This window comes from Rhodopseudomonas sp. BR0G17 (assembly GCF_010907025.1).
GTDB lineage: Bacteria > Pseudomonadota > Alphaproteobacteria > Rhizobiales > Xanthobacteraceae > Rhodopseudomonas > Rhodopseudomonas palustris_H.
This window is the reverse complement of the sequence record NZ_QUML01000025.1, coordinates 25,040-49,577: the sequence shown is the minus strand read 5'-3', so window position 1 is coordinate 49,577 and position 24,538 is coordinate 25,040. Positions and strand designations below refer to the sequence as shown.

The 24,538-nt window shown below is 65.7% G+C and carries 23 protein-coding genes; 8 read left to right on the top strand and 15 right to left on the bottom strand.

What is annotated here, in order from left to right; translation table 11 throughout:
• Positions 1–7: 7 nt before the first annotated feature.
• From DY467_RS18180 to DY467_RS18165, 4 genes are all read right to left on the bottom strand, one after another.
• Positions 8–1,006 carry a chlorophyllide a reductase iron protein subunit X gene (locus tag DY467_RS18180; RefSeq protein ID WP_107346495.1) on the bottom strand — a complete coding sequence of 333 codons (999 nt, stop codon included), beginning with the start codon at positions 1,004–1,006 and terminating at the stop codon, positions 8–10.
• Positions 1,006–1,944 (bottom strand): chlorophyll synthesis pathway protein BchC, encoded by a 939-nt coding sequence (gene bchC, locus DY467_RS18175; protein WP_011157082.1) that lies wholly within the window; start codon positions 1,942–1,944, stop codon positions 1,006–1,008. Before bchC ends, DY467_RS18180 begins: the two co-directional genes overlap by 1 nt.
• 87 nt (positions 1,945–2,031) lie before the next feature.
• Positions 2,032–3,153, bottom strand: a complete 1,122-nt coding sequence (locus DY467_RS18170; protein WP_164638027.1) for a methyltransferase — start codon at positions 3,151–3,153, stop codon at positions 2,032–2,034.
• 49 nt (positions 3,154–3,202) lie between these two features.
• Positions 3,203–4,069, bottom strand: coding sequence for a polyprenyl synthetase family protein (locus DY467_RS18165; RefSeq protein ID WP_107354742.1), 867 nt, complete (start codon positions 4,067–4,069; stop codon positions 3,203–3,205).
• 121 nt (positions 4,070–4,190) lie between these two features.
• On the opposite strand from DY467_RS18165, the gene crtD reads away from it, so the two are divergent.
• Both crtD and DY467_RS18155 read left to right on the top strand, forming a co-directional pair.
• A complete protein-coding gene (crtD, locus tag DY467_RS18160) occupies positions 4,191–5,750 on the top strand; it encodes a 1-hydroxycarotenoid 3,4-desaturase CrtD (protein ID WP_164638025.1) in 1,560 nt (519 codons plus the stop codon).
• A gap of 4 nt (positions 5,751–5,754) precedes the next feature.
• A complete protein-coding gene (locus tag DY467_RS18155) occupies positions 5,755–6,708 on the top strand; it encodes a carotenoid 1,2-hydratase family protein (protein ID WP_107343534.1) in 954 nt (317 codons plus the stop codon).
• A gap of 329 nt (positions 6,709–7,037) precedes the next feature.
• On the opposite strand, the gene DY467_RS18150 is transcribed toward DY467_RS18155, so the two are convergent.
• The 3 genes from DY467_RS18150 to DY467_RS26725 form a co-directional block, all read right to left on the bottom strand.
• On the bottom strand, positions 7,038–7,340 hold the full coding sequence (locus tag DY467_RS18150) for a GIY-YIG nuclease family protein (RefSeq protein WP_164638023.1): 303 nt from the start codon (positions 7,338–7,340) through the stop codon (positions 7,038–7,040).
• A 79-nt stretch (positions 7,341–7,419) separates the two neighbouring features.
• Positions 7,420–7,563: a hypothetical protein gene (locus DY467_RS26240; protein WP_205502519.1), complete on the bottom strand. Its 144-nt coding sequence runs from the start codon at positions 7,561–7,563 to the stop codon at positions 7,420–7,422.
• On the bottom strand, positions 7,560–7,694 hold the full coding sequence (locus tag DY467_RS26725) for a hypothetical protein (protein WP_283811805.1): 135 nt from the start codon (positions 7,692–7,694) through the stop codon (positions 7,560–7,562). The genes DY467_RS26240 and DY467_RS26725 overlap by 4 nt, the downstream gene beginning before the upstream one ends.
• A 299-nt stretch (positions 7,695–7,993) precedes the next feature.
• Between DY467_RS26725 and DY467_RS18145 the strand changes: the two genes are divergently transcribed.
• Entirely contained in the window at positions 7,994–8,830 is an 837-nt protein-coding gene (locus DY467_RS18145; RefSeq protein WP_164638021.1) for a universal stress protein, read from the top strand.
• Between the two features lie 39 nt (positions 8,831–8,869).
• Here DY467_RS18145 and hemF read toward each other — a convergent pair whose 3' ends face one another.
• From hemF to DY467_RS18120, 5 genes are all read right to left on the bottom strand, one after another.
• Positions 8,870–9,781, bottom strand: a complete 912-nt coding sequence (hemF, locus tag DY467_RS18140) for an oxygen-dependent coproporphyrinogen oxidase (RefSeq protein WP_164638019.1) — start codon at positions 9,779–9,781, stop codon at positions 8,870–8,872.
• 455 nt (positions 9,782–10,236) lie between these two features.
• The gene (locus DY467_RS18135; RefSeq protein ID WP_107343529.1) at positions 10,237–11,304 is read right to left on the bottom strand and encodes a phytoene/squalene synthase family protein; all 1,068 of its coding nucleotides are present in this window, start codon (positions 11,302–11,304) and stop codon (positions 10,237–10,239) included.
• Complete coding sequence (locus DY467_RS18130; protein ID WP_107343528.1) at positions 11,301–12,836, bottom strand: phytoene desaturase; 1,536 nt, start codon at positions 12,834–12,836, stop codon at positions 11,301–11,303. Before DY467_RS18130 ends, DY467_RS18135 begins: the two co-directional genes overlap by 4 nt.
• A 75-nt stretch (positions 12,837–12,911) precedes the next feature.
• Positions 12,912–13,799 (bottom strand): alpha/beta fold hydrolase BchO, encoded by an 888-nt coding sequence (gene bchO, locus DY467_RS18125; protein WP_164638017.1) that lies wholly within the window; start codon positions 13,797–13,799, stop codon positions 12,912–12,914.
• 10 nt (positions 13,800–13,809) lie between these two features.
• Complete coding sequence (locus DY467_RS18120) at positions 13,810–14,763, bottom strand: alpha/beta fold hydrolase (RefSeq protein ID WP_164638015.1); 954 nt, start codon at positions 14,761–14,763, stop codon at positions 13,810–13,812.
• A 110-nt stretch (positions 14,764–14,873) separates the two neighbouring features.
• Here DY467_RS18120 and hemE point away from each other — a divergent pair, with 110 nt between their 5' ends.
• Together hemE and DY467_RS18110 are read left to right on the top strand one after the other, a co-directional pair.
• Positions 14,874–15,920 carry a uroporphyrinogen decarboxylase gene (hemE, locus tag DY467_RS18115; RefSeq protein WP_164638014.1) on the top strand — a complete coding sequence of 349 codons (1,047 nt, stop codon included), beginning with the start codon at positions 14,874–14,876 and terminating at the stop codon, positions 15,918–15,920.
• Between the two features lie 386 nt (positions 15,921–16,306).
• Positions 16,307–17,035 (top strand): PilZ domain-containing protein, encoded by a 729-nt coding sequence (locus DY467_RS18110; protein ID WP_164638012.1) that lies wholly within the window; start codon positions 16,307–16,309, stop codon positions 17,033–17,035.
• A 42-nt stretch (positions 17,036–17,077) separates the two neighbouring features.
• Here DY467_RS18110 and DY467_RS18105 read toward each other — a convergent pair whose 3' ends face one another.
• From DY467_RS18105 to hemC, 3 genes are read right to left on the bottom strand one after another with little or no spacing between them, the layout of a single operon-like run.
• Complete coding sequence (locus DY467_RS18105; RefSeq protein WP_164638010.1) at positions 17,078–18,850, bottom strand: magnesium chelatase subunit D; 1,773 nt, start codon at positions 18,848–18,850, stop codon at positions 17,078–17,080.
• Positions 18,847–19,869 carry a magnesium chelatase ATPase subunit I gene (bchI, locus tag DY467_RS18100; protein WP_107354732.1) on the bottom strand — a complete coding sequence of 341 codons (1,023 nt, stop codon included), beginning with the start codon at positions 19,867–19,869 and terminating at the stop codon, positions 18,847–18,849. The genes DY467_RS18105 and bchI overlap by 4 nt, the downstream gene beginning before the upstream one ends.
• 5 nt (positions 19,870–19,874) lie before the next feature.
• Positions 19,875–20,867: a hydroxymethylbilane synthase gene (gene hemC / locus DY467_RS18095; protein ID WP_205502517.1), complete on the bottom strand. Its 993-nt coding sequence runs from the start codon at positions 20,865–20,867 to the stop codon at positions 19,875–19,877.
• 238 nt (positions 20,868–21,105) lie between these two features.
• On the opposite strand from hemC, the gene DY467_RS18090 reads away from it, so the two are divergent.
• Genes DY467_RS18090 through DY467_RS18080 form a run of 3 tightly spaced genes read left to right on the top strand, consistent with a single transcriptional unit; the run spans position 21,106 to position 24,511 of the window.
• A complete protein-coding gene (locus tag DY467_RS18090; protein WP_164638006.1) occupies positions 21,106–22,419 on the top strand; it encodes a DUF3422 family protein in 1,314 nt (437 codons plus the stop codon).
• Positions 22,419–24,023 carry an alpha/beta hydrolase family protein gene (locus tag DY467_RS18085; protein ID WP_164638004.1) on the top strand — a complete coding sequence of 535 codons (1,605 nt, stop codon included), beginning with the start codon at positions 22,419–22,421 and terminating at the stop codon, positions 24,021–24,023. The genes DY467_RS18090 and DY467_RS18085 overlap by 1 nt, the downstream gene beginning before the upstream one ends.
• Positions 24,023–24,511 carry a CIA30 family protein gene (locus DY467_RS18080; RefSeq protein ID WP_164638003.1) on the top strand — a complete coding sequence of 163 codons (489 nt, stop codon included), beginning with the start codon at positions 24,023–24,025 and terminating at the stop codon, positions 24,509–24,511. Before DY467_RS18085 ends, DY467_RS18080 begins: the two co-directional genes overlap by 1 nt.
• The last annotated feature ends 27 nt before the right edge of the window (positions 24,512–24,538 follow it).

Here is a 24,538-nt window from a genome sequence, read left to right as displayed (position 1 = left end):
CCCGATCTCAGACCTCGTCGTAGATCACTTCGAGCGACGGCTTGTTCAGCACCGAGGCGCCGCACATATCTTCCATCGTGGCGGGCTCGAGCACGACATCGCGGCCGGTGACGTCGCTGGAGAACAAGCCGAGCAGACCATCCTGGGTGAGCGGCTTCGGCCGAACCGGCGGTGCGGTGGCGACGTTCTCGGCGAGCGTCGCGAACAGCGGGCCCCACTGCCCGTCCGGCAGCGCGACGATCTCGTAGTTGGCGCTCTTGCGGCGGATGCCTTCGTCGGCGGGAATCGCCGACAGCACCGGAATCCCGGCCGCCTTGGCGAACGCCTGGGCTTCGCCGGTGCCGTCATCCTTGTTGATCACCATGCCGGCGACGCCGACATTGCCGCCGAGCTTGCGGAAGTACTCGACCGCCGAACAGACGTTGTTGGCGACGTACAGCGACTGCAGGTCGTTGGAGCCGACGATGATCACCTTCTGGCACATGTCGCGGGCGATCGGCAGACCGAAGCCGCCGCACACCACGTCGCCGAGGAAGTCGAGCAGCACGTAGTCGAAGCCCCACTCGTGGAAGCCGAGCTTCTCAAGGGTTTCGAAGCCGTGGATGATGCCGCGACCGCCGCAGCCGCGGCCGACTTCCGGACCGCCGAGCTCCATCGCGAACACGCCGTCGCGCTTGAAGCAGACGTCGCTGATGGTGACTTCCTCGCCGGCCAGCTTCTTCTTCGACGACGTCTCGATGATGGTCGGAGTGGCCTTACCGCCGAACAGCAGCGACGTGGTATCGCTCTTCGGATCGCAGCCGATCAGCAGCACTTTCTTGCCCTGCTGCGCCATCATGTAAGACAGGTTGGCGAGCGTGAAGCTCTTGCCGATACCGCCTTTGCCGTAGATCGCAATGATCTGGGTTTCTTTGGTGACGGGAGTCGTCACCGGGGCATCGGGTTCAACCGACGCCTCGGCCCGGAGTTGTGCGTCTTGCAGGCTGATCTGCGGAACGACGTTCATCAGCTCGGTCTCCAATTCAGAACCATTTTGAGGCAAGCAGGGTCTTCGAAAGCGATCCGATAGGCGTCGGGTGCCGACGCCGCCTCCTGGTGGTGCGTGATCAGTCCATCGAGCGAGAGCTTGCCGCTTTCGATCAGCGCCTTGGTGGCGCCGATGTCCGGCGGCTGCCATTCCGCCGCAACCCGAATGCGTGCTTCACGCATGAAAGCGGGCGGGAACGAGAACGACAGCGGCTCGCTGTAAAATCCAGCGAGCACGATCTCGCCGGTGGCCGCGATGCGCGAGATCAAAGTGTCGAGTAATTTTGGATCGCCGCTGACGTCGTAGATGCTGCGATAGTCGCGACGTTCGTCGGATGCGGGATCGACCACCGCATAACCTTCGGCGCCGCCGCTGCGGATCGGGTTCTTCTCCCACACCACCGGCGGCGGATTGCCGAGCGCGATCGAAATCCGCGCCAACAAACGACCGAGCACGCCGTGACCGACGATGCAGTCGGGCGGGGTCGCGCCGCGCGCGGCGATCGCATGATAGGCAGTCGCAGCCAGCGCGATCAGGATGCCGCGCTCGCCGAGCTTCGAATCCAAAGGCACCACGCGCTTGGCGGGCACCACCAGTCGCGACGCCGAGGCGCCGAACAGGCCACGCACTTCGCCGAAGCACTTTGCGCCGGGCACGAACACCATCTGGCCCGGCTTCAGGTCGGTGGCCGAACCAGCCTCAACGACCTCGCCAACCGACTCGTAGCCGGGGACCAGCGGGTAACCCATTCCGGGGAATTGCGGCATCCGGCCCGACCACAACAGCCGCTCCGTACCGGTGCTGACGCCACTCCAAGCCACATCGACAACGATGTCGTCGTCAGTCGGCGCCGTAAGGCTCAAGCGACTGAGTTCGACCTGTTGTGGCTGCTTGAGTACGACCGCGATGGTGTCCATCGCTTACTCCAAATTCGAACGGCAGAGCTCTGCCGCCGAGTGTCATGCTAAACTGACGGATCACAGTGTCAAGCCAGATTAACACAACTACCGTTTGGATGCGGTAATTACGGAGGCAACCAGCGGCATCGGAACCGCGTGCAAAGTGACCTGGGAGAAGCCCGCATTCTCCAACATGGCCTGCAGTCGAGGGAAGCTCCGGGCTTTCCCGGAGCCCATGGCGTAAAGATAGAAGGCGAAATAGGCGTCGGAGATCGCGGCGGTGCCCGGAATCCCGGCGATCGGCTCGGCGATCAGCAGTTTTCCTTTATCCGGCAAGGCCTTGTGGATGGCGCGCAGCAGCGCTTCGACGACCTCGTCGTCATGGTCGTGGATCACCCGGACCAGCGAAATGATGTCGGCGCCTTCGGGCAGCGGGTCGGTGGTGAAGCTGCCGCCGACCGCGGTCGCCCTGTCCTTCAGCCCGTTCGCCTCGAACCGGGCGGCGGCCTTCGCGGCGACCGCCGGCAGATCGAACAGCATGCAGCGGAGATCCGGCGCCTGCGCGGCCACCGCCGACAGGAACGAGCCGTCGCCGCCGCCGACGTCGAGCAGGCAGCGGTGATCGCGGAACGAATAGACGTGCAGCACCTCGCGGGCGATCATCGGCTGCGACGCCGCCATCAGCGCCGTATAGGAGGCGATCGCATCGGCCGGCAGCTCGCCCGGCCGCTCGCCCCGCACATACGCCCAATAAGCCGCCAACTCGCCCGCCCCGCGCGGCGCGCGCAACAGCCCCACAGGATCAGCAAGATCCCGATAAAGCATGGCATGATGCGCCACGAGCGCCAGCACCCCCGGATTGCCGCGCAACTCGGCGCCGAGCTGGCCGAGGCCGTAGCGCGCGCCGCTGCGCATCTGCAGCAACTGGAGGGCGACTGCGCCGTCGAGCAGCATCCGCATCGACTCGACCGGCAACGACAGCCGCGCGGCGAGGTCTTCAGCGGTGGCGGGACGCTCGGCGACGATCTCGAACAGCCGGAGCTGCACGCAGGCGAGCAGGATCTGCGAATAGACGAAGCCGGCGAGCAGATCGAACATCGCCACGGCGCGCCGGCGCGCGACCGGACGCATCAACGGAAATACCGCGGCAAAGCGCTGAAAGCGCGGATTCGACAGGATCGAATCGCGCCAGCCGAGCAGCCGGTCACGCAGGCTTAAGGAGACCATTTGGTTCTGCTACCACCGGCCGGCCGCGAAGGCCAAGCCGGCGGTCGCGTCAGGCCGCAGTGGCGGCCAGCTTCGCCGGCACCAGGCGGGTCGCTTCCGACATGATCAGCGACCGCAGCTCGTTGCCATTGGTGCAGTCCGGCATTGCCTCGACGGCGCCGCGCACCAGCGACTTCAGGTGGTAGATCGCGCCGTCGATGCCCATCTCGCGCACCGCGCTCGGGCGATCATGGGCGATATCCTGCCCGACCGGCTTGCCAATCTCTTCGACGTCGGCAGCGGCGTCGCGGAGGTCGTCGGCAACCTGATAGGCCTCACCGATCTTCTCGCCGACCATCCGCCACGGCTCCGGATCGGCACCGGCAGACGCCGCGCCCATCGCGGTGGCGGCGACGAACAGCGCGCCGGTCTTGGAGCGGTGATAATGGGCGAGATTGATCTCGGTCTCGCATTCCCAGGCCTGGCCGGCGACGATGCCGAACGGCACACCGACCGCACCGCCAATGATCTGGGTCAGCTTCAACAGCCGGTCCGCCGGACCTTCGACCCGGGCGATGGTCTGGAACGCCAGCACGATCATCGCGTCACCGGCGAGCACCGCGAGCGGTTCGCCGAACGCCTTGTGCACCGACGGGCGACCGCGGCGCAGGTCGGCGCCATCGAAGCACGGAAGATCGTCATGGATCAGCGAAGCGCAGTGCATCAGCTCAAGCGCGGCACCGGCAGCTTCGGTAATTCCCGGATTGTCTTCGCCGCAGGCAAGGGCCACGCTGTGGCAGAGCCGCGGACGAACGCGCGCCCCGCGCGGGAACACCGCGCTGCGCATTGCTGCCGCCAGCCGCGGCGGACATCCGGCCATGTCGGCCTGATTGAGCGCATCAGTCAGAGCACGCTCGATCCGATTGGTCACGTCCATGGCCACACTCCCGCGCTGAAGGCACAAGTGTCAATTTAACTTGTCATGCGAAACTGTAAGTTATTATGGACACCTGTCAATGATATGGCTCAAAGACAGCTGAGCCGGAGTGAGAAAGCGCATGCGGGACCAGACCGCGAGGAATCGCGTCGTAGTGATCGGTGCCGGCATCGCGGGACTGACGTCCGCGCTGACCCTGGCTGCACGCGGCTTCGACGTGACGGTGCTCGAACGTGCCGCCGCCGCCGGCGGTAAAATGCGCGAAGTCGCGATCGGTCCGGCACGGATCGACAGCGGCCCGACCGTGTTCACGATGCGCTGGGTGTTCGAGGAGCTGTTCGCCGGCATCGGCCTGAATTTCTCCGACCATGTCCGACTACGACCTTTGTCGGTCCTGGCCCGCCACGCCTGGGATGACACCCAGCATCTTGATCTGTTCGCCGACGAGGCCCGCTCGGCCGATGCAATCGGTGCCTTCGCCGGTGCTGCGGAAGCGAAGCGTTATCGGCAGTTCTGCGCCGACAGCCGGCGCATCTACGAGATCCTGGAAAAGCCGTTCCTGCGTGCCACCGCGCCGAGCCTGCCGAAGCTCGCGACCGCCGGCGGCATCGGCGGCCTGATCGAGCTGCGCAAAATCCGCCCCTTCACCACGATGTGGAAGGCGCTCGGCGATTACTTCCACGATCCGCGGATGCGGCAACTGTTCGGCCGCTATGCGACCTATTGCGGATCGTCGCCGTTCGATGCGCCCGCCACGCTGATGCTGGTGGCTCATGTCGAACATGAAGGCGTGTGGATCATCGAAGGCGGGATGCACGCGCTGGCGCAGGCGCTGGCCGATTGTGCCACGCGGTTCGGCGCCACGATTCGTTATCAGCAAAGCGTGCGCGAGGTGATGGTCTCGGGCGGCCGCGCCTCGGGCGTGATCCTCGACAGCGGCGAGCGCATCGAAGCGCATTCGGTGATCGTCAATGCCGATGTCGGCGCGCTGCCGGCGGGACTATTCGGCGAGGCGGTACGAACTGCAGCAAACCCGCTGGCGCCGCGGCTGCGGTCGCTGTCCGCGGTCACCTGGAGCATGGTGGCGAAGACCCGCGGCTTTCCGCTGTGCCGGCACTCGGTGTTCTTCTCGCGCGATTATCCACGGGAGTTCGCCGAAATCTTTGGCGGCGGCGAAGTGCCCAGCGAACCGACCGTGTATGTCTGCGCACAGGATCGCGTGGACGACGAGGCCCGGCTCGGCGCGAGCGGCGAAGAGGAATTGCTGGTGCTGATCAACGCGCCGCCGGTCGGCGATCGCGAGAGCTTCGATCAGGGCGAGGTCGCGCGCGCCGCCGAGCGCGCGTTCGGCGTGCTGCAGCGCTGCGGCCTGCGGGTCGACATCGATCCAGGCAAGACCCGGGTGACCACGCCGGCCGACTTCAATCGGCTATTCCCCGCGACCGGCGGCGCGCTGTATGGTCGCGCCTCGCACGGCTGGAGTGCCTCGTTCGAACGTCCCGGAGCGCGTACAAGGATCCCCGGCCTGTATCTGGCGGGCGGCAGCACTCACCCGGGTCCCGGCGTGCCGATGGCCGCCCTCTCCGGCCGCGCTGCGGCGGCGACATTGTTCGCCGACCTCGACTCCAACCCCGCCGGGCCGCGGCCTGCGCTTCGCCCGGCTTCTTCCAAGACGACGTGAGATTATGATTGCCTGGCCTAACGAGACCGACGAACGCCGCGCCGGATTCAATGTCGACGTTCCGCGCAACGGCTACGCCTGGTGGTACATCGACGCGATCAGCGACGACGGCCGCGAAGGCCTGACCATCATTGCGTTCATCGGCAGTGTGTTCTCGCCGTACTACGCGTTTGCGCGGCGCCGTGGGCCGGCCGATCCGCTCGATCACTGCGCCATCAATGTCGCGCTGTATCACGAGGCCGGCAAGCGCTGGACCATGACCGAGCGCGGCCGCGGCCGCGTGGCGCGCAACGTCAATTCCTTCCTGATCGGGCCGAGCGACCTCGGCTGGGACGGCAAGACGCTCACCATCAACATTCGCGAGACGGGCGCGCCGGTGCCGGGCCGGATCGAAGGCCGCGTCCGGGTGACGCCGGCCGCGCTCACCAAGGATTTCTTCGTCCTCAATCCGCAAGGCAATCACCGCTGGTGGCCGATCGCGCCGCGCGCGCGGGTCGAAGTCGACTTGCGGCGGCCCAATCTGTCCTGGCGCGGCGAAGGCTATCTCGACAGCAACGCCGGCGACGAGCCGATCGAGACCGGTTTCCGGCATTGGGAATGGGCGCGCGGTGCGATGCGCGACAAGACCGTGATCCTGTACGAAGCCGAGCGCCGCGACGGCAGCCGGGTCGATCTCGCCGTCACGTTTGACGCCGAGGGCAACAAGCAGGAATTCACCCCGCCACAACTGCTGCCGCTGCCGCGCTCAGGCTGGAAGGTCGACCGCAGCGCGCGCAGCGAAGCCGGCGCCAAGCTGGTCCGCACGCTCGAAGATACCCCGTTCTACGCGCGTTCGATGGTGGAAACGACGCTGCTCGGCGAAAAGGTGACGCTGGTGCACGAAAGCCTCTCCCTCGACCGCTTCCGCATGCCGGTGGTGCAAGCCATGCTGCCGTTCAGGATGCCGCGGCGGCGGTAGTAAGCGCTGCGAGCTGGATGCTCATACTCACATCCGTTTCCTGGAGCGCTCTGTTTCTGTTGGAATCAACAGCGCGCCTATGGAGACTTACCCCAGGCAGACCTCATGGTGAGGAGGCGCGGAGCGCCGTCTCGAACCATCCGCCGCAGCCCCTTACGTCTCCTCATCCTTCGAGACGCCCGGCTTCGCCGGGCTCCTCAGGATGAGGACTCACTGCCCTTGAAACGCCAAATCCACTCCAATGAAGCGATGAGCTCCATATCGCATCCTTCGAGACGGTCGCTTCGCGACCTCGTCAGGATGAGGGCATAATCTGTTGTCGGCGATGTTCATGCGCCGAAGGGCGTTCTTCGCTTCGAGAGAGTGCGCAAGGCATCCATATCACCCCGGATCAGCGCCTCCTTCTTGGCACGCGACCATTTCTTCAGCTTGCGTTCGCAGGCAATTGCATCGGTGATGCGTTCGAACCACTCCGAATAGACGAGTACCACGGGACGCCGGGTCGAGGTGTAACCCTCGAAGGTGCCGTCGTTATGTTGAGCGATCCGCATGTCGAGCGAACCGCGCGTCATGCCGATGTAGAGGCTGCTGTCAGCGCACTGAACGATGTAGAGAAAAGCGCCCTCGGACATTGCCGCTGCCTCATCCTTCGATGGCGGCGACCTTTCGGCCTGCTCGCGATGAGAGACGAAAATCGTCGCACTCGCAACCTTATCGCCTCTCCTCCTGCTTCCCCTTCTCCGCCTCACGCTTGCGATCCAGCCGCCGTCCCTGCCATTCGAGCACGGCCCAGCCGGCGGCGAACATTCCGAGCATCAGGATTTCGAAGTAGTTGAAGGCGCTATCGCTGTTCATGGCGGGCTGCCCTTGTCGCGGTCGGCGCGGGCGCGGTCGAGACGTTTGCCTTGACGTTCGAGGACCAGCCAGCCGACAGTCAGGCAGAGCACGACCAGGATCAGTTCGATCAGTCCGTAATACTCGTCCACGGCAGGCTCCGTCGATGGCTGATGGCCAAGAGGTAGCAGAATAGCTCACCCCCGGGATTCCCGCACTGGCTTCCTCCATCGAGACGGCGCGGACCGGCGGCGGAAATTCAGGTGCCGGCCTGCATCGGCAGGTGGCCAGGGACGCGGACTGCTCGTGCGTCATCGCGACACATCGAAGGGGGCGGCGATCTCGCCAATGGTGTCGTCCCGACCTCGCTCGGCCTGCAGGCGCTTGACGAACCGTGATCGTCGCATCGAAGCCCCTGCCCTCTTCAGCATGCCGGAATGGGAGACCCAACATGTCGATGCTCAAGCGAACCCTGGTCCTGCTCGGCGATACGCCGTCGTCGCTCGCGGCCCGCGCCTACGCGTTCCGGCTGGTGCAGCAGACAGGCACTGACCTAGCAGGACTTGCCGGCGTGGATCTCGGCGAGATCGAAGCGCCGATGCTCGGCGGCATTGGGATGTCGGCCTACCAGACCCAGCTCCAGACCGAGCTGAAGCGGCAGGCCGACACCACGCGTGACCGCCTGCAGGCGGAATTTGCCGACGACTGCCGCAGCCGGTCGCTCACCTGCGAAGCGGTGTCGTTCGAAGGCAATCCGGCCGACGGCTTTCGGCTGGCGACGGAAACGCGCGATCTTGCGGTCTCGGGCCACGACACCGGATTCGGCGGCAGCCAGGAGCCGCTATCGGCGATGATCGCCAAGCTGGTGGTGCGCACGCCACGGCCGTTGATCGTCTGTCCCGATGAACTGCCGGCGGGGGATGCGGTGCTGATCGCCTATGACGGCAGTCTACCGGCGATGCGCGCGCTGCAGGTGTTCGCGCTGTTGGGCCTCGGCGACGGCAAACAGATCTGCGTGCTGGCGATCGACCGCGACGAGGCAGCGGCCGCACGCAAGGTCAATGCGGCAGCGGAGTTTCTGCGGATTCATGGACATGCGGCCGAAGCTATCCCGACCTTGTCGAGCGACGATCCTGCCGACCTGATCCGCGCCGCTGTCGCCGAGCGCAACATCGGCACGGTGGTGATGGGCGCCTACGGCAATCGCGGCTTCCGCGAAGCGCTGTTCGGCTCGACCACGGACGCGCTGGTCGACACCCCGCCCTGCGCGCTGTTTCTGTATCACTGAGACAGAGACGAAAGACCACGACAACGCCGGCCGCCGGCGTCAGCTCCAGCTCACCAGCGGCGGCATCGAGCTCATGATGGTCTCGGTGTTGCCGCCGGTCTGCAGACCGAACATCGTGCCGCGATCGTACAGCAGGTTGAATTCGACATAGAGCCCGCGGCAGGCGAGCTGCTGCGCCCGCTCCTCGTCGGTCCACGGCTCGACCATGCGCTTGCGCACGATGCGAGGATAAACGTCGAGCAACGCCGAGCCGACATCGCGGGTGAAGGCAAAGTCGCGATCGAAATCGCCGCTGTTGAGATAATCGAAAAAGATTCCGCCGACGCCGCGCGCCACGCCGCGATGCGGCAGGAAGAAGTAGGTGTCGGCCCAGGGCTTGAACTTTTCGTAGTAGGCCGGATCGTGGGCGTCGCAGGCACGCTTCATCGCGGTGTGGAACGTCACGGCGTCTTCAGCCTCCTGGCTACGCTGCTCCGGCAGCATCGGCGTGAGATCGGCACCGCCGCCGAACCAGCCCTGCGAGGTCGACAGGAATCGCGTGTTCATGTGCACGGTCGGCACCCGCGGGCTGCGCGGATGCATGATCAGGCTGATGCTGGTGGAGACATAGTCGAGGCTGCCGTCGCCAGGCACGTTCTTGGCCATTTCCGGCGAGAGCTTGCCGTTCGCCGACGAGGTGTGGATGCCGATCTTCTCGAACAGCCGCCCGTTCGACAGAAAGCCGCCGACGCCGCCGCCGGAGCCGGTCTTCCGCTGCCAGGGTTTGTAAGTGAACGTCGCCGGCTCGCCGGGAAACAGCTCGGCCGGCGCTTCGCGCTCCAGCGTCTCGATCTCGGCGCAGATCCGGTCGCGCAGCCCCTCGAACCAGGCGCGCGCCTGGGCGCGGCGGGCCTCGACGGGATTGTCGGTGGAAGCAGCGGGAGTGCGGTCGAGGTCGGTGTCGATGGTCATGGCCGTGATCCGTTGCGCAAGGTCAGCATCGGTATCACGCCAGTGTGGCGGCTTCGAGAGTTTTTGCAAATCAGTAGCGTTTGAGCGGACTCATTTCTGGCTTACGGCGAAGCATCTCGCGTGCCGTCATGGCCGGGCTTGTCCCGGCCATCCACGCCTTTCTTGCGGCTTTCGCTGCAAGACATGGATGCCCGGCACAAGGCCGGGCATGACGGTTGAAGCGAAGGTGCCTGATCTCATTGCCCGCAGTCCAGTCGGGCTCTTAGGATGAGGTCACGCTACGCAGCAGAGGGGGTCCCAGCGCGTTGCAAGGCTTTCAACACAGCGAGCCTCACGGTGAAGAGGCGCGCAGCGCCGTCTCAATCCATGCGCCACAAACATCAGCGCAATCGCCATTCATGGAAATGCCCGGGACAAGCCCGGGCATGATGGGGTGGTGCCGGCGATTGAGCTAACTACACCCGGCTGCGCTGCAGCATCTGATCGCGGCGTTCGAGGCGGGTGAACAGGTCGACCAGCCAGGCCACCTTCTGCTCGAGCGGCTTGACCTTCTGGCGCGCCGGCAGTTCGCGCACCGGATGCGCGATCACCGCGTCGACCAGAAACTTGGTCTCTTCCATGTCGCCGAACTTGGCCGGCAGATACTTCGCCGGGGCCCATTCGGTTTCCTGGAACGCCAGCAGGCGGGCCAGGACCGCGAGCTTGCGGCCGGTCGAAACCACCGCGCGGCTCGACACCGAGTCGAGGCCGGAACGTTCGACCTCACGGCCGATCTCGGCATACAGCGCGCGCGCCGCGAAGATGCCGGGACGGCAGGAGCGCGGCAGGTTGGCAATGCCGAGCGTAGCGCGATCGTACAGCGCGTCCGCGGTGTCGATCAGCCGCTTGACGATGCTGGCGATCTCCGGCGTGAACTTCGGATTGGCGAGCCAAGTCTCCGGATCGAGGCCGGCCTCGCGCATCCACGACAGCGGCATGTAGATGCGGCCGTTGCGCGCATCCTCGCCGATATCACGGGCGATGTTGGTGAGCTGCATCGCGCAGCCGAGATCGCAGGCACGCGCCACGATGTCGGGTTTGCGCTGGCCCATCACCAGCGTCATCATCACGCCGACGGTGCCGGCGACGCGGGCGCAATACGAATACAGGTCCGACAGCGTGTCGAACCGGCGGCCCTGCGCGTCCCACTCCAGGCCCTCGATCAGTGCCTCGGGAATCGCCGGCGGAATCGAAAACCGCGCCACCACATCAGCGAAGGCGCGGTCGGACGGATAGGCGCGCGGCACGCCGCGGCAGGCGCGGTCGAGCCGGTCCTTGAGCACTTCGACAGCAGCAGCGCGATCGAGGCCGAGGTCGACGGCATCGTCGGCGACGCGGCAGAACGCGTACAGCGCGATCGCCGGATCGCTGATCCGCCGCGGTAGCACCTTGGAGGCCGCGTGGAAGGTGTGCGAGCCTTCCTTGATCATCTCGCGGCAGGCCAGCATGTCGGATTGGGCCAACATATCGGATTGCAGACTCATGATGTCACCAGACTGTCGGCCTCGGGGACCAGCGCATCGACCACCCGCGCCGAGGACAGAACCCCGGGCAGGCCAGCGCCGGGATGCGTTCCGGCGCCGACGAGATAAAGCCGTTTGACGTCTTCGCTCTGATTGTGCGGCCTGAACCAGGCGCTCTGCCACAGCACAGGCTCCAGACCGAACGCGGCGCCGCGGAACGACGACAGGCGGTCCTGGAAATCGAGCGGCGTCGTGATCTTGGAAGTTGCGATCTGGTTTTCCAGATCGGGCAGAACGGTTGCGCCGAGCATCTTGGCGATCGAGGCGCGATAGGTCTCCGCCTTGGTGTGCCAATCGGTATCGCCGAGCAGGTTCGGCACCGGCGACAGCACGTAGAACGTATCGCAGCCGGGCGGCGCGAGCGACGGATCGGTCGCAGTCGGGCGATGCAGATACAGGCTGAAATCGTCGGCGACCACCTTGCGGCTGAAGATGTCGCTGATCAGCTCCTTGTAGCGCGGCCCGAGCAGAATGGTGTGATGCTTGACGTCTTCGTAGCGGCGCTTCGTGCCGAAGTACCAGACGAACAGGCTCATCGAGTAGCGCGACTTCTCGATCTTGGCGTCGGTCCAGCGCCGGCGCGTCTCCGGCGGCAGCAGATAGCGATAGGTCGAAGCCGAGTCGGCGTTCGATACCACGATATCGGCCTTGATCACTTCGCCGTCGGCGAGCTTGACGCCGCAGGCGGTGCCGTTCTGCACGACGATCTGGCGGACATCCTGATTGTAGCGAATCTCGTTGCCCTGGCCTTCGATCAGCTTGACCAGACCGGTGACGAGCGCGCCGGTGCCGCCCATCGCCGAATGCACGCCCCACTGCTTTTCGAGATAGGTGATCAGGCAATACACTGAGCTCGACATGAACGGGTTGCCGCCGATCAGCAGCGGATGGAAGCTGAACACCTGCCGCAGCTTCGGATCCTTGAAGTGCTTGGCAACCAGGCCGTAAACGCTGCGATAGCTCTCCAGCTTGATCATCGCCGGCGCGATCTTCAGCATGTCGGTGAAGTGGCTGAACGGCTGATCGCCGAGCTGCTCGAAGCCGACTTTGAAGATCTCGTGCGAGGCCGCCATGAAGCGGTCGTAGGCCGGAACGTCGTCCGGGCAGAACTTCGCGATCTGATCGAGCACCGCGTCGCGGTCGTCGGAGTAATCGAAGTGCGTGCCGTCGTCGAAGCGGATGCGATAGAACGGCGACATCGGCTTCAAAGTGATGTCGTCCGACATCCGCTTGCCGCACAGCTTCCATAGCTCTTCGAACAGATACGGCGCGGTGACGATGGTCGGCCCGGCGTCGAACGAGAAGCCGTCCTGCTTGTGGACGTAGGCGCGGCCGCCGGCCTTATCGAGCTTTTCGAGAACGGTTACTCGATACCCCTTGGCGCCAAGGCGCACCGCTGCGGCCAAGCCGCCGAAGCCGGAGCCGATCACCACCGCATGCGGGGCACGATCGCGAGGAAGACGGGGAGCAGGATTGGGGCCAGGATCGAGCATGGGTACCACTGTAACAAAAAATTGACAGAGGGCTAGCGGCAATCTGTAAGCAGATCCTGACAAGCCGTCTTTGATCTATTCGATATTCTCCAGTTTTTCGGCGTAGCGTTCGATCAGGGCGGCGATCAGCGCCGGACGCTCTTCATGGGCCAGATGGCCCAGCGCCGGAATTCGCTCGATCACAGCTTTCGGCAATAATTCCCGGACCTTAACCGCTACCGACGGCGGAATCGCACGGTCCCCTTCGGCCGCCACCAGCACCAGCAGGGGCTTCAGATTGGGCAAAGCTTTCAACAGCGGTTCGAGATCCCAGTTCGCCATCATCCGCAGCGCCGCGGCGACATGATGCGGGCTGGAGACCAGCTTGCCGTAGAGCTTGATGCCGGCCGGATCGATGGTGGAGCCGGTGTTCCCGATCAGACGTTCGACCGCGCCGCGGTGCCCGGCCTGCCAGGCGAACAGGCTCGGGACGAACGGATTCATCACCAGCATCTTGGCGAGCGGCGAGAAGAAGCTCGCCGCTGGGCCGCCATAAGGCAGGAACGCCCCGTTGAGGCTAAACAGGATTTTCGGATCGACCGCGCCGTCGAGGCACATCCGCGCGCCGATCGCCGCGCCCGCTGAATGGCCGACGAGCAGTTCGGGCGAGACTTGAAGTGTGCGGAGCAGAGCGGCGAGATCGGCCGCCATGCCGGGCAGCGACATCCGATGACCGCGCGGCGACTGGGTGAAGCCGTGCCCCGGCAAATCGGGTGCGACCACGTGGTAATGGCGCGCCAGCAGCGGCGCCAGGCCGCGCCAGGAATGCGAGGCGGCGCCGGTGCCGTGAATCAGCAGGATCGCCGGAGCGGCCGGCGATCCCATACGTTGCACATGCCAGCGGAAGCCGCCGGCTTCGATGAAGCGGCTGGCCTCGCGATGAGGCCAATCCAGGCCGTCGCGACTCCAGACCAGGTCGGACATCGCAGCAGCCTCAGGTCCCGGTCTTGCTCACTCGGCCAAGAAACTCGTCATAGGCCCGCATGAATTCGCCCGGGACCTCGAAATGCGGCATCGCCCCGGTCTGAAACACCGTGACGGTCCAGTTCGGCCGGCCCTCCACCGTGGTCTTCAGGGTGTAGTCGACGAAGTCGCCGCGCACGCCGTGGCTGAACCACACCGGCATAGGCAGATCCTGATAGATCCGCAGGATGTCCTGGCTGAACAGATAACCGGCCACGAAGTAATACGGCGCGTGCTGGGCGCCCGGCTGATGCGTCGTCAGATAGTCGTAGTCGAGCATGCCCTGATCGATGCTGGGCGAACCGAACGCCTTCTTCAAGAACCAGCCGATCACCGGCTTCATTGTCAGCAGCTTGAAGATGCTTTCGCTCCACACCGGATTTTCGAAGAACGAATGCAGCCACGGAATCGCCCGCGATCCCTGGGTCCAGCGCTGGTTCTTCTTGTCGAATCCGGTCGGCGCCACGAGCGCCAGGCTGCGGAACGCCTGCGGCGTTTCGCTCGCAGCACGGGCGAGGAATTCGCTGCCGAGCGACAGCGCCAGCGCGTCGATCGGCTTGTCGCCATGCACCTTCTGAATCTCGCCGACTACGGAATGCACCGCATCCGTCATCATCCGAATGGTGTATTGACGCTTTGCGCGCGACGAATGACCAAAGCCCGGCAATTCGATCGCATAAACCGGTCGGCTCCGTGCGTAGTGCTCGAAGATCGGCCGAACCTCGTAGGCCGAGCCTGCGGCATTGACACTGTGGATCAGCAGCAGAGGCGGCTGCGACGTCGGCTCTGCCGGCGCTGCGGACCAATAGGTCAGCCGACCGCCGAAACTGTCGATGTCGTGACGTTCGCCCGGGACCGGCGGCGGTAGCGCCGGATTTCCGCTGAGCGTCTCGGACGATGCGGGGGTGGGTGCGGTTGCATTCATCTCGAAATTCCTATTCGCGGCATCTCCGCCGCAGGTCGGCGTGGTCAAGACGGTGCGCGCAGTGTATCAGACCGTCAAGAAGACTTGTCGTACAACAGTGGGTAGCTCTCTTGACACAGAATCTGGTGACCAAACCGTTCATGGAAGTGCTTTCCGGCAACCGGCAGGCCTCTCCTCCGATGTGGATGATGCGGCAGGCCGGACGTTACCTGCCGGAATACCGCGCAACGCGGGCGCAAGCCGGTAGTTTCCTCGATCTGTGCTTTAACGCGGAGCTCGCCGCTGAGGTGACGCTACAGCCGATCCGGCGATTCGGCTTCGACGCGGCGATCATCTTCTCCGACATTCTGGTGGTGCCCTACGCGCTCGGCCGCTCGGTGCGGTTCGAAGTCGGCGAAGGCCCGCGGCTCGACCCGCTGAATTCGCCCGATCTGGTCGGTACGCTGAACAACGCGATCGATCTGTCCAAGCTCGAGCCGGTGTTCGAAGCGCTGCGCATCGTTCGCCGCGAACTGAAGCCGGAGACCACGCTGATCGGCTTCTGCGGCTCGCCGTTCACGGTCGCGACCTACATGGTGGCCGGCCAGGGCACCTCGGATCAGCATCCGGCGCGGCTGATGGCGTATGAGCACCCCGGCGCGTTCGCCAAGATCATCGACGTGCTGGTCGAGAGCTCGATCCAGTATCTGCTCAAGCAGCTCGATGCCGGCGCCGACGTGCTGCAGATCTTCGACACCTGGGCCGGCATCCTGCCGCCGCGCGAATTCGAGAAGTGGTGCATCGAGCCGACCCGCCGGATCGTCGAGGGCATCCGCAAGGTCAAGCCGGGCACCAAGATCATCGGCTTCCCGCGCGGCGCCGGCGCGCTGCTTCCGGCGTTCGTCGAGCGCACCGGCGTCGACGCCGTCAGCATCGACTGGACCGCTGAGCCCGCCTTCGTGCGCGAGAAGGTGCAGACCAAGGTCGCGGTGCAGGGCAATCTCGATCCGCTGCTGCTGATCGCCGGCGGCTCGGCGCTCGATGAAGCAGTTGACGACGTGTTGAAGAATTTCGCGTCGGGCCGTCACATCTTCAATCTTGGCCACGGCATCACGCCGGATGCGTCGATCGCTCACGTCGAGCAGATGATCAAGCGCGTCCGCGACTACAAGGCCTGAGGCAACCCTCGCCTCTCGCCATCTGATCTTATCCGACCAAAGAGCCGGTGCCGTGTGCACCGGCTCTTTTCTTTTTTCGATTGCAGCAGATAAACATCACAACCTTTCAAAGCAGTTCGGCCATCAGGTTGTGCGGACGCTTAGTTCGCGTTTTTGAACTCGTTGTGCTGGGTAGTCGGCATTGGTTGGAACCTCGTTGTTAGCTCGCGGGCGGTGAGAAAGCCTTGAACCGCTTGGGTTCCAGGTTCCCGGACAAGCTTATCCGCAGCCACAAGATTTCGATAACCAAGGTTGGAATCATTGGCGTGTACTGAGCAATCCTGAAGATCTCCGGGAGGGTGAGTGCGTTACTAATCGACAGGTATTTTCCCGGGGGCCGAACCGCCGTGTCAGTCCAGCGATTTCTCAAGCAGCGCGCCGTCAACGTCACCGTTGGCGGCAACTACTCGCTGGCGAACTGGTACGATCAGAACGGCAAGCTGCGACAATTCGCCTGCCGCACCAGCCGCGTCTCGCCGTTCCGCATGATCGTCGACGTTCCGGTGATCGGCCGGGTCGGCGACCACATCTCGTCGTACTTCAGCGAGTTCGGCAAGTTGGACGGGCATATCAGCGACACCCTGCCCGGCGGCTTCCTGCTCGAACTGGCGGTGACCCGCGCGATGCGCGAGCGGCTGTCGAATCAGCTGAGCTGGCTCGAGAAGAAGATGCTCGACCCGGCGATTAAGGACGCGCGCGAGCAGGCGCGGGTGGTTCCGGTGTGCCCGCATTCCAGCCTGACGCTCGCCGACGGCTCGTCGCACACCTGCTTCGTGATCGACATGTCGATCTCCGGCGTTGCGGTGTCGGCCGATGTGCAGCCCGAGATCGGAACTCCGCTGGCGGTCGGCAGCTGCGTCGGCCGGGTGGTGCGGCATCGGCCCGATGGTTTTGCGGTGAAGTTCACCGAATTACAGAACCGCACTGAGCTGGAGTGGCGGATCGCGCGGCCGCCGCAGCGGAACTCGACGGTCGGCGCGCGGGTCGAACGGCTCGCCACCATCGAGGCGCCGCCGCCTCCCCCAATCACGCAGCGCGTCGCCGGAGACGACGACGCCTTCGTGCTCGACGCTTGAGATCCAGAATTCTCAGCGAGCTAAGCGCCGGCAGGACCGCGATCAGTCCTGCCGCGTCGCGGCCGTGACGGCCTGCGCCAGCACGGTGGCGTCGGCATGCGGCAGCGGCAGGTAGCGCGCGTCCATTTCCTTGGCGAAGGATTCCGCCTGCGGTCCCGGGCGCGGCGACATATCGATCACCACCGAGCTAATTCCGGCGACGCGGAACTGCCTGGCCGACGCCTTAGCGTCCTCTTCAGCCTGCGGCCGTCCGGGCGCGCCGTCGCGCGCGATGTTGGCGCGGCCGTCGGTGAGCACGATCACCGTCGGCGTCTGGCCTTTGCGCTTGATCGAATCCGCCAGCATGAAGGCGCAGTCGAGCCCGGCCGACAGCGGCGTGCCGCCGCCGCCCGGCAGCCCGGCGAGGCTGCGCTTGGCGCGCGCCAGCGACCGCGTCGGCGGCAGCAGGATCTCGGCGATGGTACCGCGGAACGAGATCATCGCCACCTGGTCGCGGCGCACGTAGCAATCGGCAAGTAACAGTTCGACCGCGCCTTTGGCTTCGGCCAGCCGGTGCAGCGCCGCCGAGCCGGAGGCGTCGACCACGAAGATGGTGATGGTCTCGGTACGCTGCTTGAAGCGCGCGATCCGGAAATCGTCCTTCTCGACCAGGATGCGCGGCGCGCTGCCGTTGCGACCTTCGGCCTGGCGCCGCCGCAGCGGCTGCCACGGCGCCGCGGCGCGCAGCGTCTCGATCACGTTGAGCTTGGAGCCGTCGCGCAGTTCGCCGCGGATGCTGCCGGCGGGGCGGCCGCGCTTCTTCGACTTCTGCAGCTCGCCGGCCTTGCCGGCCGAGCGGGCCCGCGCCCGTCCGGCCGAGGCGCGCATCGCCTCCAGCACGCCGGGCGGCATCGCGGCCTTGACGGCGGCGAGGATCACCTCGTCCAGCGCCTTGTCGATGTCGGGCGTCTGCTGTTCTTGATCGTTGTTGTCCTGATTGTCGTCTTCCGGCGGCGGGGGCTCGGGCGGCGGCGGCTCGTCGGCCTGGTCCGGCTGCTCCTGCTGCGGAAACACGGTGGCGCGCGGCGCCAGCACCAGACGCGCGGCGAGCGTGATGTCGTCCTGTTCGATCTTGGTGCGATCGAACAACGCAGCGCTCGCCTTGGCGGCGCGGATCGCCAGCAGCGGCGCGCGCAGCGAGATGATGCCGAGCGCAGCCGCGGCAGTGCACACCGCCTCGATCTGCTCGCTCTCGACCTTGATATCGGTCAGCCGCGCGCGAGCCGCGCGAATATCGTCGAGCGAGATCGGGAAATCGTCGGTCTCGCGCCAGGCGAACTGATCGAGATCGAGATGGAAGCCGAGCCGGTCGCGCAGGCCGGCCGGCGAGAACTCGTCCTCGAGCCCTTCGTCGAGCGCCACCACGCCGAACCGCGCCGGCATCCGCAGCGACAGGCCATCGCGCTCCACCGCGGTCTCGTGCGCGTCCATCGCGGCGGTCAGATACACGTTGGTCGAGGACTGCAGCCGCTCGGCCATCGCCACCACCAGCACGCCGCCGTCGGCTTCCGACAGCAAGCCGCGCTCAGCGACCGGGCGGCCGGCGAGCAGCGTTGCCGACAGGTCGAGCCCGCCGAGCAGGCGGCCGTCGGCGATATGCAGCGGCAGATGTTTGTAGGGTTGTTCAGGCGGCAGCGCGGCTCGCAGCATCGCGAGCCAGCGGTCGCGCACCGGACCGGCGCGCGAGCGCAGCAACACACCGCCGGTGCCGACCGGATCGACCGCGAACAACTGCGCCGCGGTCACCGCATCGGACCATGCGAGCGCGATGCTCATCCGAAGATTTCGGCAAGCGCGCGGTCGACCCGCACGCTGGAGCCGGCGTCGTCGAGCGGATTGCGGCGCAGCCGGTGCCGCAAGGCAGAGGGCGCGATCCGCTTCAGGTGATCATCGGTCACGGTCTTGTCGTGCTCGAGCGCAGCGAGCGCTCGCGCGGCACGCATCAACGTCAGTTCGCCGCGGAGGCCGTCGGTGCCGAGCGTCATGCACAGCTTGGCGGCCCGTTCCAGCGCCGCGTCGCTCACGGTGACTTCCGGCAGCCGCTCCTTGGCCTGCGAGATCTTGCGGCGCAGCTTGGTCTCTTCCTTCGACCATTCGGCCACGAAAGCGGCCGGATCGGTCTCGAACGCATCGCGGCGACGCACCACTTCGATACGTTCCGGCAGCGTGTCCGGGGTCTTCACTTCGACCGACATGCCGAAGCGGTCGAGCAATTGCGGACGCAGCTCGCCCTCTTCCGGGTTGCCGGTGCCGACCAGAACGAAGCGGGCCGGGTGACGAATGCTGAGGCCTTCGCGCTCGACCACGTTCTCACCGGAGGCGGCGACGTCGAGCAGCAGATCGACCAGATGGTCTTCGAGCAGATTGGCTTCGTCGATGTAGAGGAAGCCGCGATGCGCCCGCGCCAACAGGCCCGGCTCGAACGCCTTCTCGCCCTTGGCCAGCGCACGTTCCAGATCGAGCGCACCGACGACGCGGTCTTCGGTGGCGCCGAGCGGCAGATCGACCACCGGCACCGGCACCTGCGCGGTCTTGACCTTGCCGTGCTTGACCTTCTCCTTGCACTCTTCGCAGTAGCGCTCGGGCTGGTCGGGATCGCAATTGTAGCGACAGCCGACCACGGTCTTCATCTTCGGCAGCAGCGCCGCCAGCGCGCGAACCGCGGTGGACTTGCCGGCGCCGCGGTCGCCGAAGGCCAGCACGCCGCCGACCTTCTGATCCACCGCCGCGATCAGCAGCGCCAGCTTCATCTCGTCCTGGCCGACGATGGCGGAGAACGGAAACACTGTGGCCATTGCGATTACTCCGGCCGGGTCTTTTCGATCACCGCGGCAGCGCCCTTGTCGAGCAGTTCGAGGCCCACCGTGCGGCCGAGCTCGCGCGGCCGATTGGCCGGGCCGGTGCGCGCCGCTTCGATGAACATCCCGCCCTCCAGGTCGAGAACCGAGGCGCGAAGCGTCATCTCGTCGCCGGTGATGACCGAGTGCGCCGCGATCGGCGAGTTGCAATGGCCGTTGAGCACCCACAGCACTTCGCGCTCGGCGTCGCAGCACAGCCGCGACTGATGATTGTCGATCAGCGCCAGATACTGCCGGGTCTTCCACTCGTGCACGGGGCATTCTACCGCGACGATGCCCTGGCCGGCTGCGGGCAGCATTTCTTCCGGCGTGAAGTCGTGAGCGATGCGATCGACGAAGCCGACGCGCTCGATGCCGGCGCGCGCCATGATCAGCGCATCGGCGGGACCGACCTCGCTGCCGTCCGGCATCCGCTGCTTTTCGCCATTGTCGAGCTTCCGCATCCGGCTGTCGGCCGCGCCGCGGAAATGGATCACCTCGACTTCGGGGAACAGCCGCTTGGCATAGGCCGCGCGGCGCACCGCGTTAGTGCCGATGGTGTAGCCCTTGCCGCGCGACTTCCTCAGCTCCTCGAGGGTGAGGCCCTTGCGCAGCACCAGCGAGTCGCAGGCCGGATCGCGCGCCAGCGTGGCGGCGACGATCAGACCGGGCGTTTCTTCGTTGGCCGGCATGTCCTTGAGCGAGTGCATCGCGCAATGCAGTTCGCCGCGCAGCATCGCGGCGCGGATCTCGGCGACGAACGCGCCGCCCTTGCCGCCGTGCGGAAGCAGCTTGCTGATCTGATCGCTATCGCCGACAGTCTCGAACTTGATGATCTGGGGATCGAGCTCAGTCGCAGCCGCGCTCAGCTGCTTGGCGATGTCTTCAGTCTGGGCAAGCGCCATCACGCTCTTGCGCGTACCAATACGGACTGGAAATTTCACCACACGCTCCATTCGACAACCGCGACGGGCCCGCGGCGAAGTTCGGCCGAACCTTATGACCAGCCCGAGCCAGATTGCAAACGGATGACACCGATGTCGCGTAGAAGCCCGGCGGGGGGCCGGGGGTCGTTGATCTCGGACAATTCCGGCGCCTGCGACAGCCTTTCGCGGAACCTTTCAGCTTCTGTCTATCGCCATGCAATGGTACTCAAGTCAACTAGGCGCAATATTGAGCAAGGTCAAAAGCGACATGACGGCTGACGTTCTGATCGGAGACGGCGACGTTCGACTTTCGCCGCATCCATTGCGCGCGATCGTTCTCGGCGAAGTGCACGCGCGCCCGTTCACTGCGCTCAACCTGCCGGCGCGCGTCCTACACTTCGCATTCGACACCTCGAGCTCGCGCGCCGCGGCCGACCGCGCCGCAATGATCAGCTTCTGTGAGTCGCGCGGACTGCAGCCACCGCCGCCCGGCGAGAAACATCATCGTGCCCGCTTCGGCACCACGATGCTGCGCTGGGAGCAGCACTCCGAGTTCACCACCTACACCTGGGAAATTCCGGCCGATCCCGCCGCGACGCCGTTCCACCCCGAAGCGTCCTCGCTGGCTTCGCCGATGCGGCTGCTGCCGCAGCCCGGACCGCTACTGGTCGCCGTCGATCTGCACGCGATGCCGGAAGATCCGCCGCGCACTTCGCCCGAGCGCCTGTTCGATCGCGCCAGCCTCGCGGTCGCGGAGAATTCCGACGGGGCCGCGGTGTTCGCCACCGATTTCCAGCCCGGTCCCTCCGGCTTCGTGCGCGTGCTGGTGCTCGATCGTGGCATGACACCGGAGCGTGCCGGCGCCCTGGTGCAGCGCGTGCTCGAAGTCGAAACCTACCGGACGCTGGCGCTGCTCGGCCTGCCCGAAGCGCAGCGGCTCGCGCCGTCGATCGCGACGAGCGAACGGCGCCTTGCTGAAGTCACCGCCGAAATGCGCCGCGTCGGCGACCTCGCCAACAACAACAAGCTGCTGCAGGAGCTGACGGAGCTCGCCGCCGAGGTCGAAGCCGGCGCCGCCGCCAGCCTGTATCGGTTCGGCGCCAGCCGCGCGTACGACGAGATCATGAACGGTCGCCTCGCCACGCTCGGCGAACGCAAGGTCGGCGGCCTGCCGACATGGTCGTCGTTCCTCGCTCGCCGAATGAAGCCGGCGATGCGCACCTGCGCCACCACCGAGGCGCGGCAGTCGGACCTGTCGGTCAAGCTCGCCCGCGCCGCCAACCTGCTGCGCACCCGCGTCGACGTCGAACTCGAACAGCAAAATCAGGAACTGTTGAAATCGATGAACGCCCGCACCCGGCTGCAGCTCAGGCTGCAGACCACGGTCGAAGGTCTGTCGACCGCGGCGATCACCTATTACGTGGTCGGGCTGTTCGGCTACATGGTGAAGGGCGCCGCCGAATCCGGGCGGCTCAAGATCGATCCAAGCCTGCTCACCGCACTGTTCGTGCCGATCGCGGCCCTATCGATCTGGTGGACGATCCGCCGCATCCGCAAGAAGCACATCCCGGACGTCGATTGATGGCCATGCGCCGCGGGCTGACGCCGCTTCGGATCATCGTCGCGCTCGCTGCCGTCTTGGCGATCGTGGTGGCGCTGTGGCAGTTGCAGCGCGGCAAGGACGGGCTGCTGATCACGACGGCCACGGTGGGGCAAACGCCCGTCACCGTGTTCCGGCAGCCGTCCGCCACCAAAGCGCCGGTGGTGGTGATCGCCCACGGCTTCGCCGGCTCGCAGCAATTGATGCAGCCGTTCGCCCAGACGCTGGCGCGCAACGGCTATATCGCCGTCACCTTCGACTTCACCGGCCACGGACGCAATCCGGTGACGATGGTGGGCGACGTCGATGAGCCGACCAAGATCACCGGCGTCCTGGTCGACGAACTCGGCCGGGTCACGGACTATGCCCGCAAGCTGCCGGAGAGCGACGGCCGCGCCGCCGTGCTCGGCCATTCGATGGCTTCCGATATCGTGGTGGCCTATGCGGTGGAACATCCGGAGATCGTCGCCACCGTCGCGGTGTCGGTGTTCACGCGCAAATCCACCGCGACGCTGCCACACAATCTGCTGGTCATCGTCGGCGCGCTCGAGCCGCAAATGCTGAAGGACGAAGGCCTGCGCATCGTCAATCAGGTCGCCGGCGGCAACGCAGCCGAAGGGCGCACCTATGGCAGCTTCGCCGACGGCACCGCACGCCGCTTCGTGCTGTCGTCAGGGGTCGAGCACATCGGCGTGCTGTACAGCCAGGACTCGATGCGCGAGTCGCTGCATTGGATGAACGATGCGTTCGGCCGCACCGGCTCGGGCTGGATCAATCAGCGGCCGCGCTGGCTGGCGCTGCTGTTCGGCGGCCTGATCGCGCTGGCGTGGCCGCTGTCGAAGCTGCTGCCCCGCGCCGCGGCAGTGCCGATGGGTGCGAGCCTGAGCTGGAAGCAGCTTCTGGTCACCGCGATCGTGCCGGCCGTACTGACGCCGCTGCTGTTGTGGAAGGCACCGACCGACTTCCTGATCATCCTGCTCGGCGACTACCTGACGCTGCACTTCCTGCTGTACGGCCTGCTGACGGCCGCGATTCTGGTGCTGATCCGGCTGCGCAACCGTCGTTCAGCGACGCATCCCACGCGGCCGCACGCGCAGGAGCTGGTCGCGCTCGGCGCCCTGCCCGATCCAGCCCACCCGCGGGTCGCGATCGCGGCACTGGTGATCGCAGCCGTGGCGGCGATCGCCTACAACATTCTCGGCTTCGGCATCGCGCTCGACACCTATCTGTTCTCGTTCATGCCGATCGAACAGCGCATCCACCTGATCGCGGCGGTGGCGTGCGGCACGATCCCGTATTTCATCACCGCCGAATGGATGGCGCATGGCCAAGGCGCCAAGCGCGGCGCCTATGCGCTGGCGAAATTCTGCTTCCTCGCCTCGCTCGCCGTCGCGGTGGCGCTCAATCTGCAGAAGCTGTTCTTCCTGATCATCATCGTGCCGGCGATCCTGCTGCTGTTCCTGGCCTTCGGGCTGATCAGCAATTGGACCTACAAGGCGACCAATCATCCGCTGCCCGGCGCGCTGGCCAACGCGGTGCTGTTCGCCTGGGCAATTGCGGTGACGTTCCCGATGGTGATCCGCTGATGCAATACGAGCTGTGGCCGGCGGAAGGACAGCGGCGCTGGCAGGTGATCACCGACACCGTGATGGGCGGCGTCTCGCAAGGCACGCTGCAGCTTGCCGAGATCGAGGGCCGGATGGCGGCGCGGATGCGCGGTGCGGTCTCGACCGCGAACAATGGCGGCTTCATCCAGATCGCGATGGATCTGTCGCCGGACGGCGGCGCATTCGATGCCGGCGGTTTCAACGGCATCGCCGCCGAGCTGCTCGGCAATGGCGAGGCCTACGGCCTGCATCTTCGCACCACCGACCTGGTGCGGCCGCAGCAATCCTATCGCCACCCGTTTCGGGCGCCGCAGCACTGGCAGGTGATCGAATTTCCGTTCGCCGAGTTCATCCCGCACCGCACCGACGTGCCGTTCGATCCCCGGCGGTTGCGCCGAATTGGGCTTGTGGCGATCGGCCGCGAGTTTGACGCAGATCTATCGGTCGCCCGGCTTTGGCTCTATTGATCGGGAAAGCAACTTAAGGCGAATGGC

Excerpts from the sequence above, each read along its gene's own strand:
- DY467_RS18180 (WP_107346495.1), bottom strand. The coding sequence starts at position 1,006 with ATGAACGTCGTTCCGCAGATCAGCCTGCAAGACGCACAACTCCGGGCC.
- bchC (WP_011157082.1), bottom strand. The coding sequence starts at position 1,944 with ATGGACACCATCGCGGTCGTACTCAAGCAGCCACAACAGGTCGAACTC.
- DY467_RS18170 (WP_164638027.1), bottom strand. The coding sequence starts at position 3,153 with ATGGTCTCCTTAAGCCTGCGTGACCGGCTGCTCGGCTGGCGCGATTCG.
- DY467_RS18165 (WP_107354742.1), bottom strand. The coding sequence starts at position 4,069 with ATGGACGTGACCAATCGGATCGAGCGTGCTCTGACTGATGCGCTCAAT.
- crtD (WP_164638025.1), top strand. The coding sequence starts at position 4,191 with ATGCGGGACCAGACCGCGAGGAATCGCGTCGTAGTGATCGGTGCCGGC.
- DY467_RS18155 (WP_107343534.1), top strand. The coding sequence starts at position 5,755 with ATGATTGCCTGGCCTAACGAGACCGACGAACGCCGCGCCGGATTCAAT.
- DY467_RS18150 (WP_164638023.1), bottom strand. The coding sequence starts at position 7,340 with ATGTCCGAGGGCGCTTTTCTCTACATCGTTCAGTGCGCTGACAGCAGC.
- DY467_RS26240 (WP_205502519.1), bottom strand. The coding sequence starts at position 7,563 with ATGAACAGCGATAGCGCCTTCAACTACTTCGAAATCCTGATGCTCGGA.
- DY467_RS18145 (WP_164638021.1), top strand. The coding sequence starts at position 7,994 with ATGTCGATGCTCAAGCGAACCCTGGTCCTGCTCGGCGATACGCCGTCG.
- hemF (WP_164638019.1), bottom strand. The coding sequence starts at position 9,781 with ATGACCATCGACACCGACCTCGACCGCACTCCCGCTGCTTCCACCGAC.
- DY467_RS18135 (WP_107343529.1), bottom strand. The coding sequence starts at position 11,304 with ATGAGTCTGCAATCCGATATGTTGGCCCAATCCGACATGCTGGCCTGC.
- DY467_RS18130 (WP_107343528.1), bottom strand. The coding sequence starts at position 12,836 with ATGCTCGATCCTGGCCCCAATCCTGCTCCCCGTCTTCCTCGCGATCGT.
- bchO (WP_164638017.1), bottom strand. The coding sequence starts at position 13,799 with ATGTCCGACCTGGTCTGGAGTCGCGACGGCCTGGATTGGCCTCATCGC.
- DY467_RS18120 (WP_164638015.1), bottom strand. The coding sequence starts at position 14,763 with ATGAATGCAACCGCACCCACCCCCGCATCGTCCGAGACGCTCAGCGGA.
- DY467_RS18105 (WP_164638010.1), bottom strand. The coding sequence starts at position 18,850 with ATGAGCATCGCGCTCGCATGGTCCGATGCGGTGACCGCGGCGCAGTTG.
- bchI (WP_107354732.1), bottom strand. The coding sequence starts at position 19,869 with ATGGCCACAGTGTTTCCGTTCTCCGCCATCGTCGGCCAGGACGAGATG.
- hemC (WP_205502517.1), bottom strand. The coding sequence starts at position 20,867 with ATGGAGCGTGTGGTGAAATTTCCAGTCCGTATTGGTACGCGCAAGAGC.
- DY467_RS18090 (WP_164638006.1), top strand. The coding sequence starts at position 21,106 with ATGACGGCTGACGTTCTGATCGGAGACGGCGACGTTCGACTTTCGCCG.
- DY467_RS18085 (WP_164638004.1), top strand. The coding sequence starts at position 22,419 with ATGGCCATGCGCCGCGGGCTGACGCCGCTTCGGATCATCGTCGCGCTC.
- DY467_RS18080 (WP_164638003.1), top strand. The coding sequence starts at position 24,023 with ATGCAATACGAGCTGTGGCCGGCGGAAGGACAGCGGCGCTGGCAGGTG.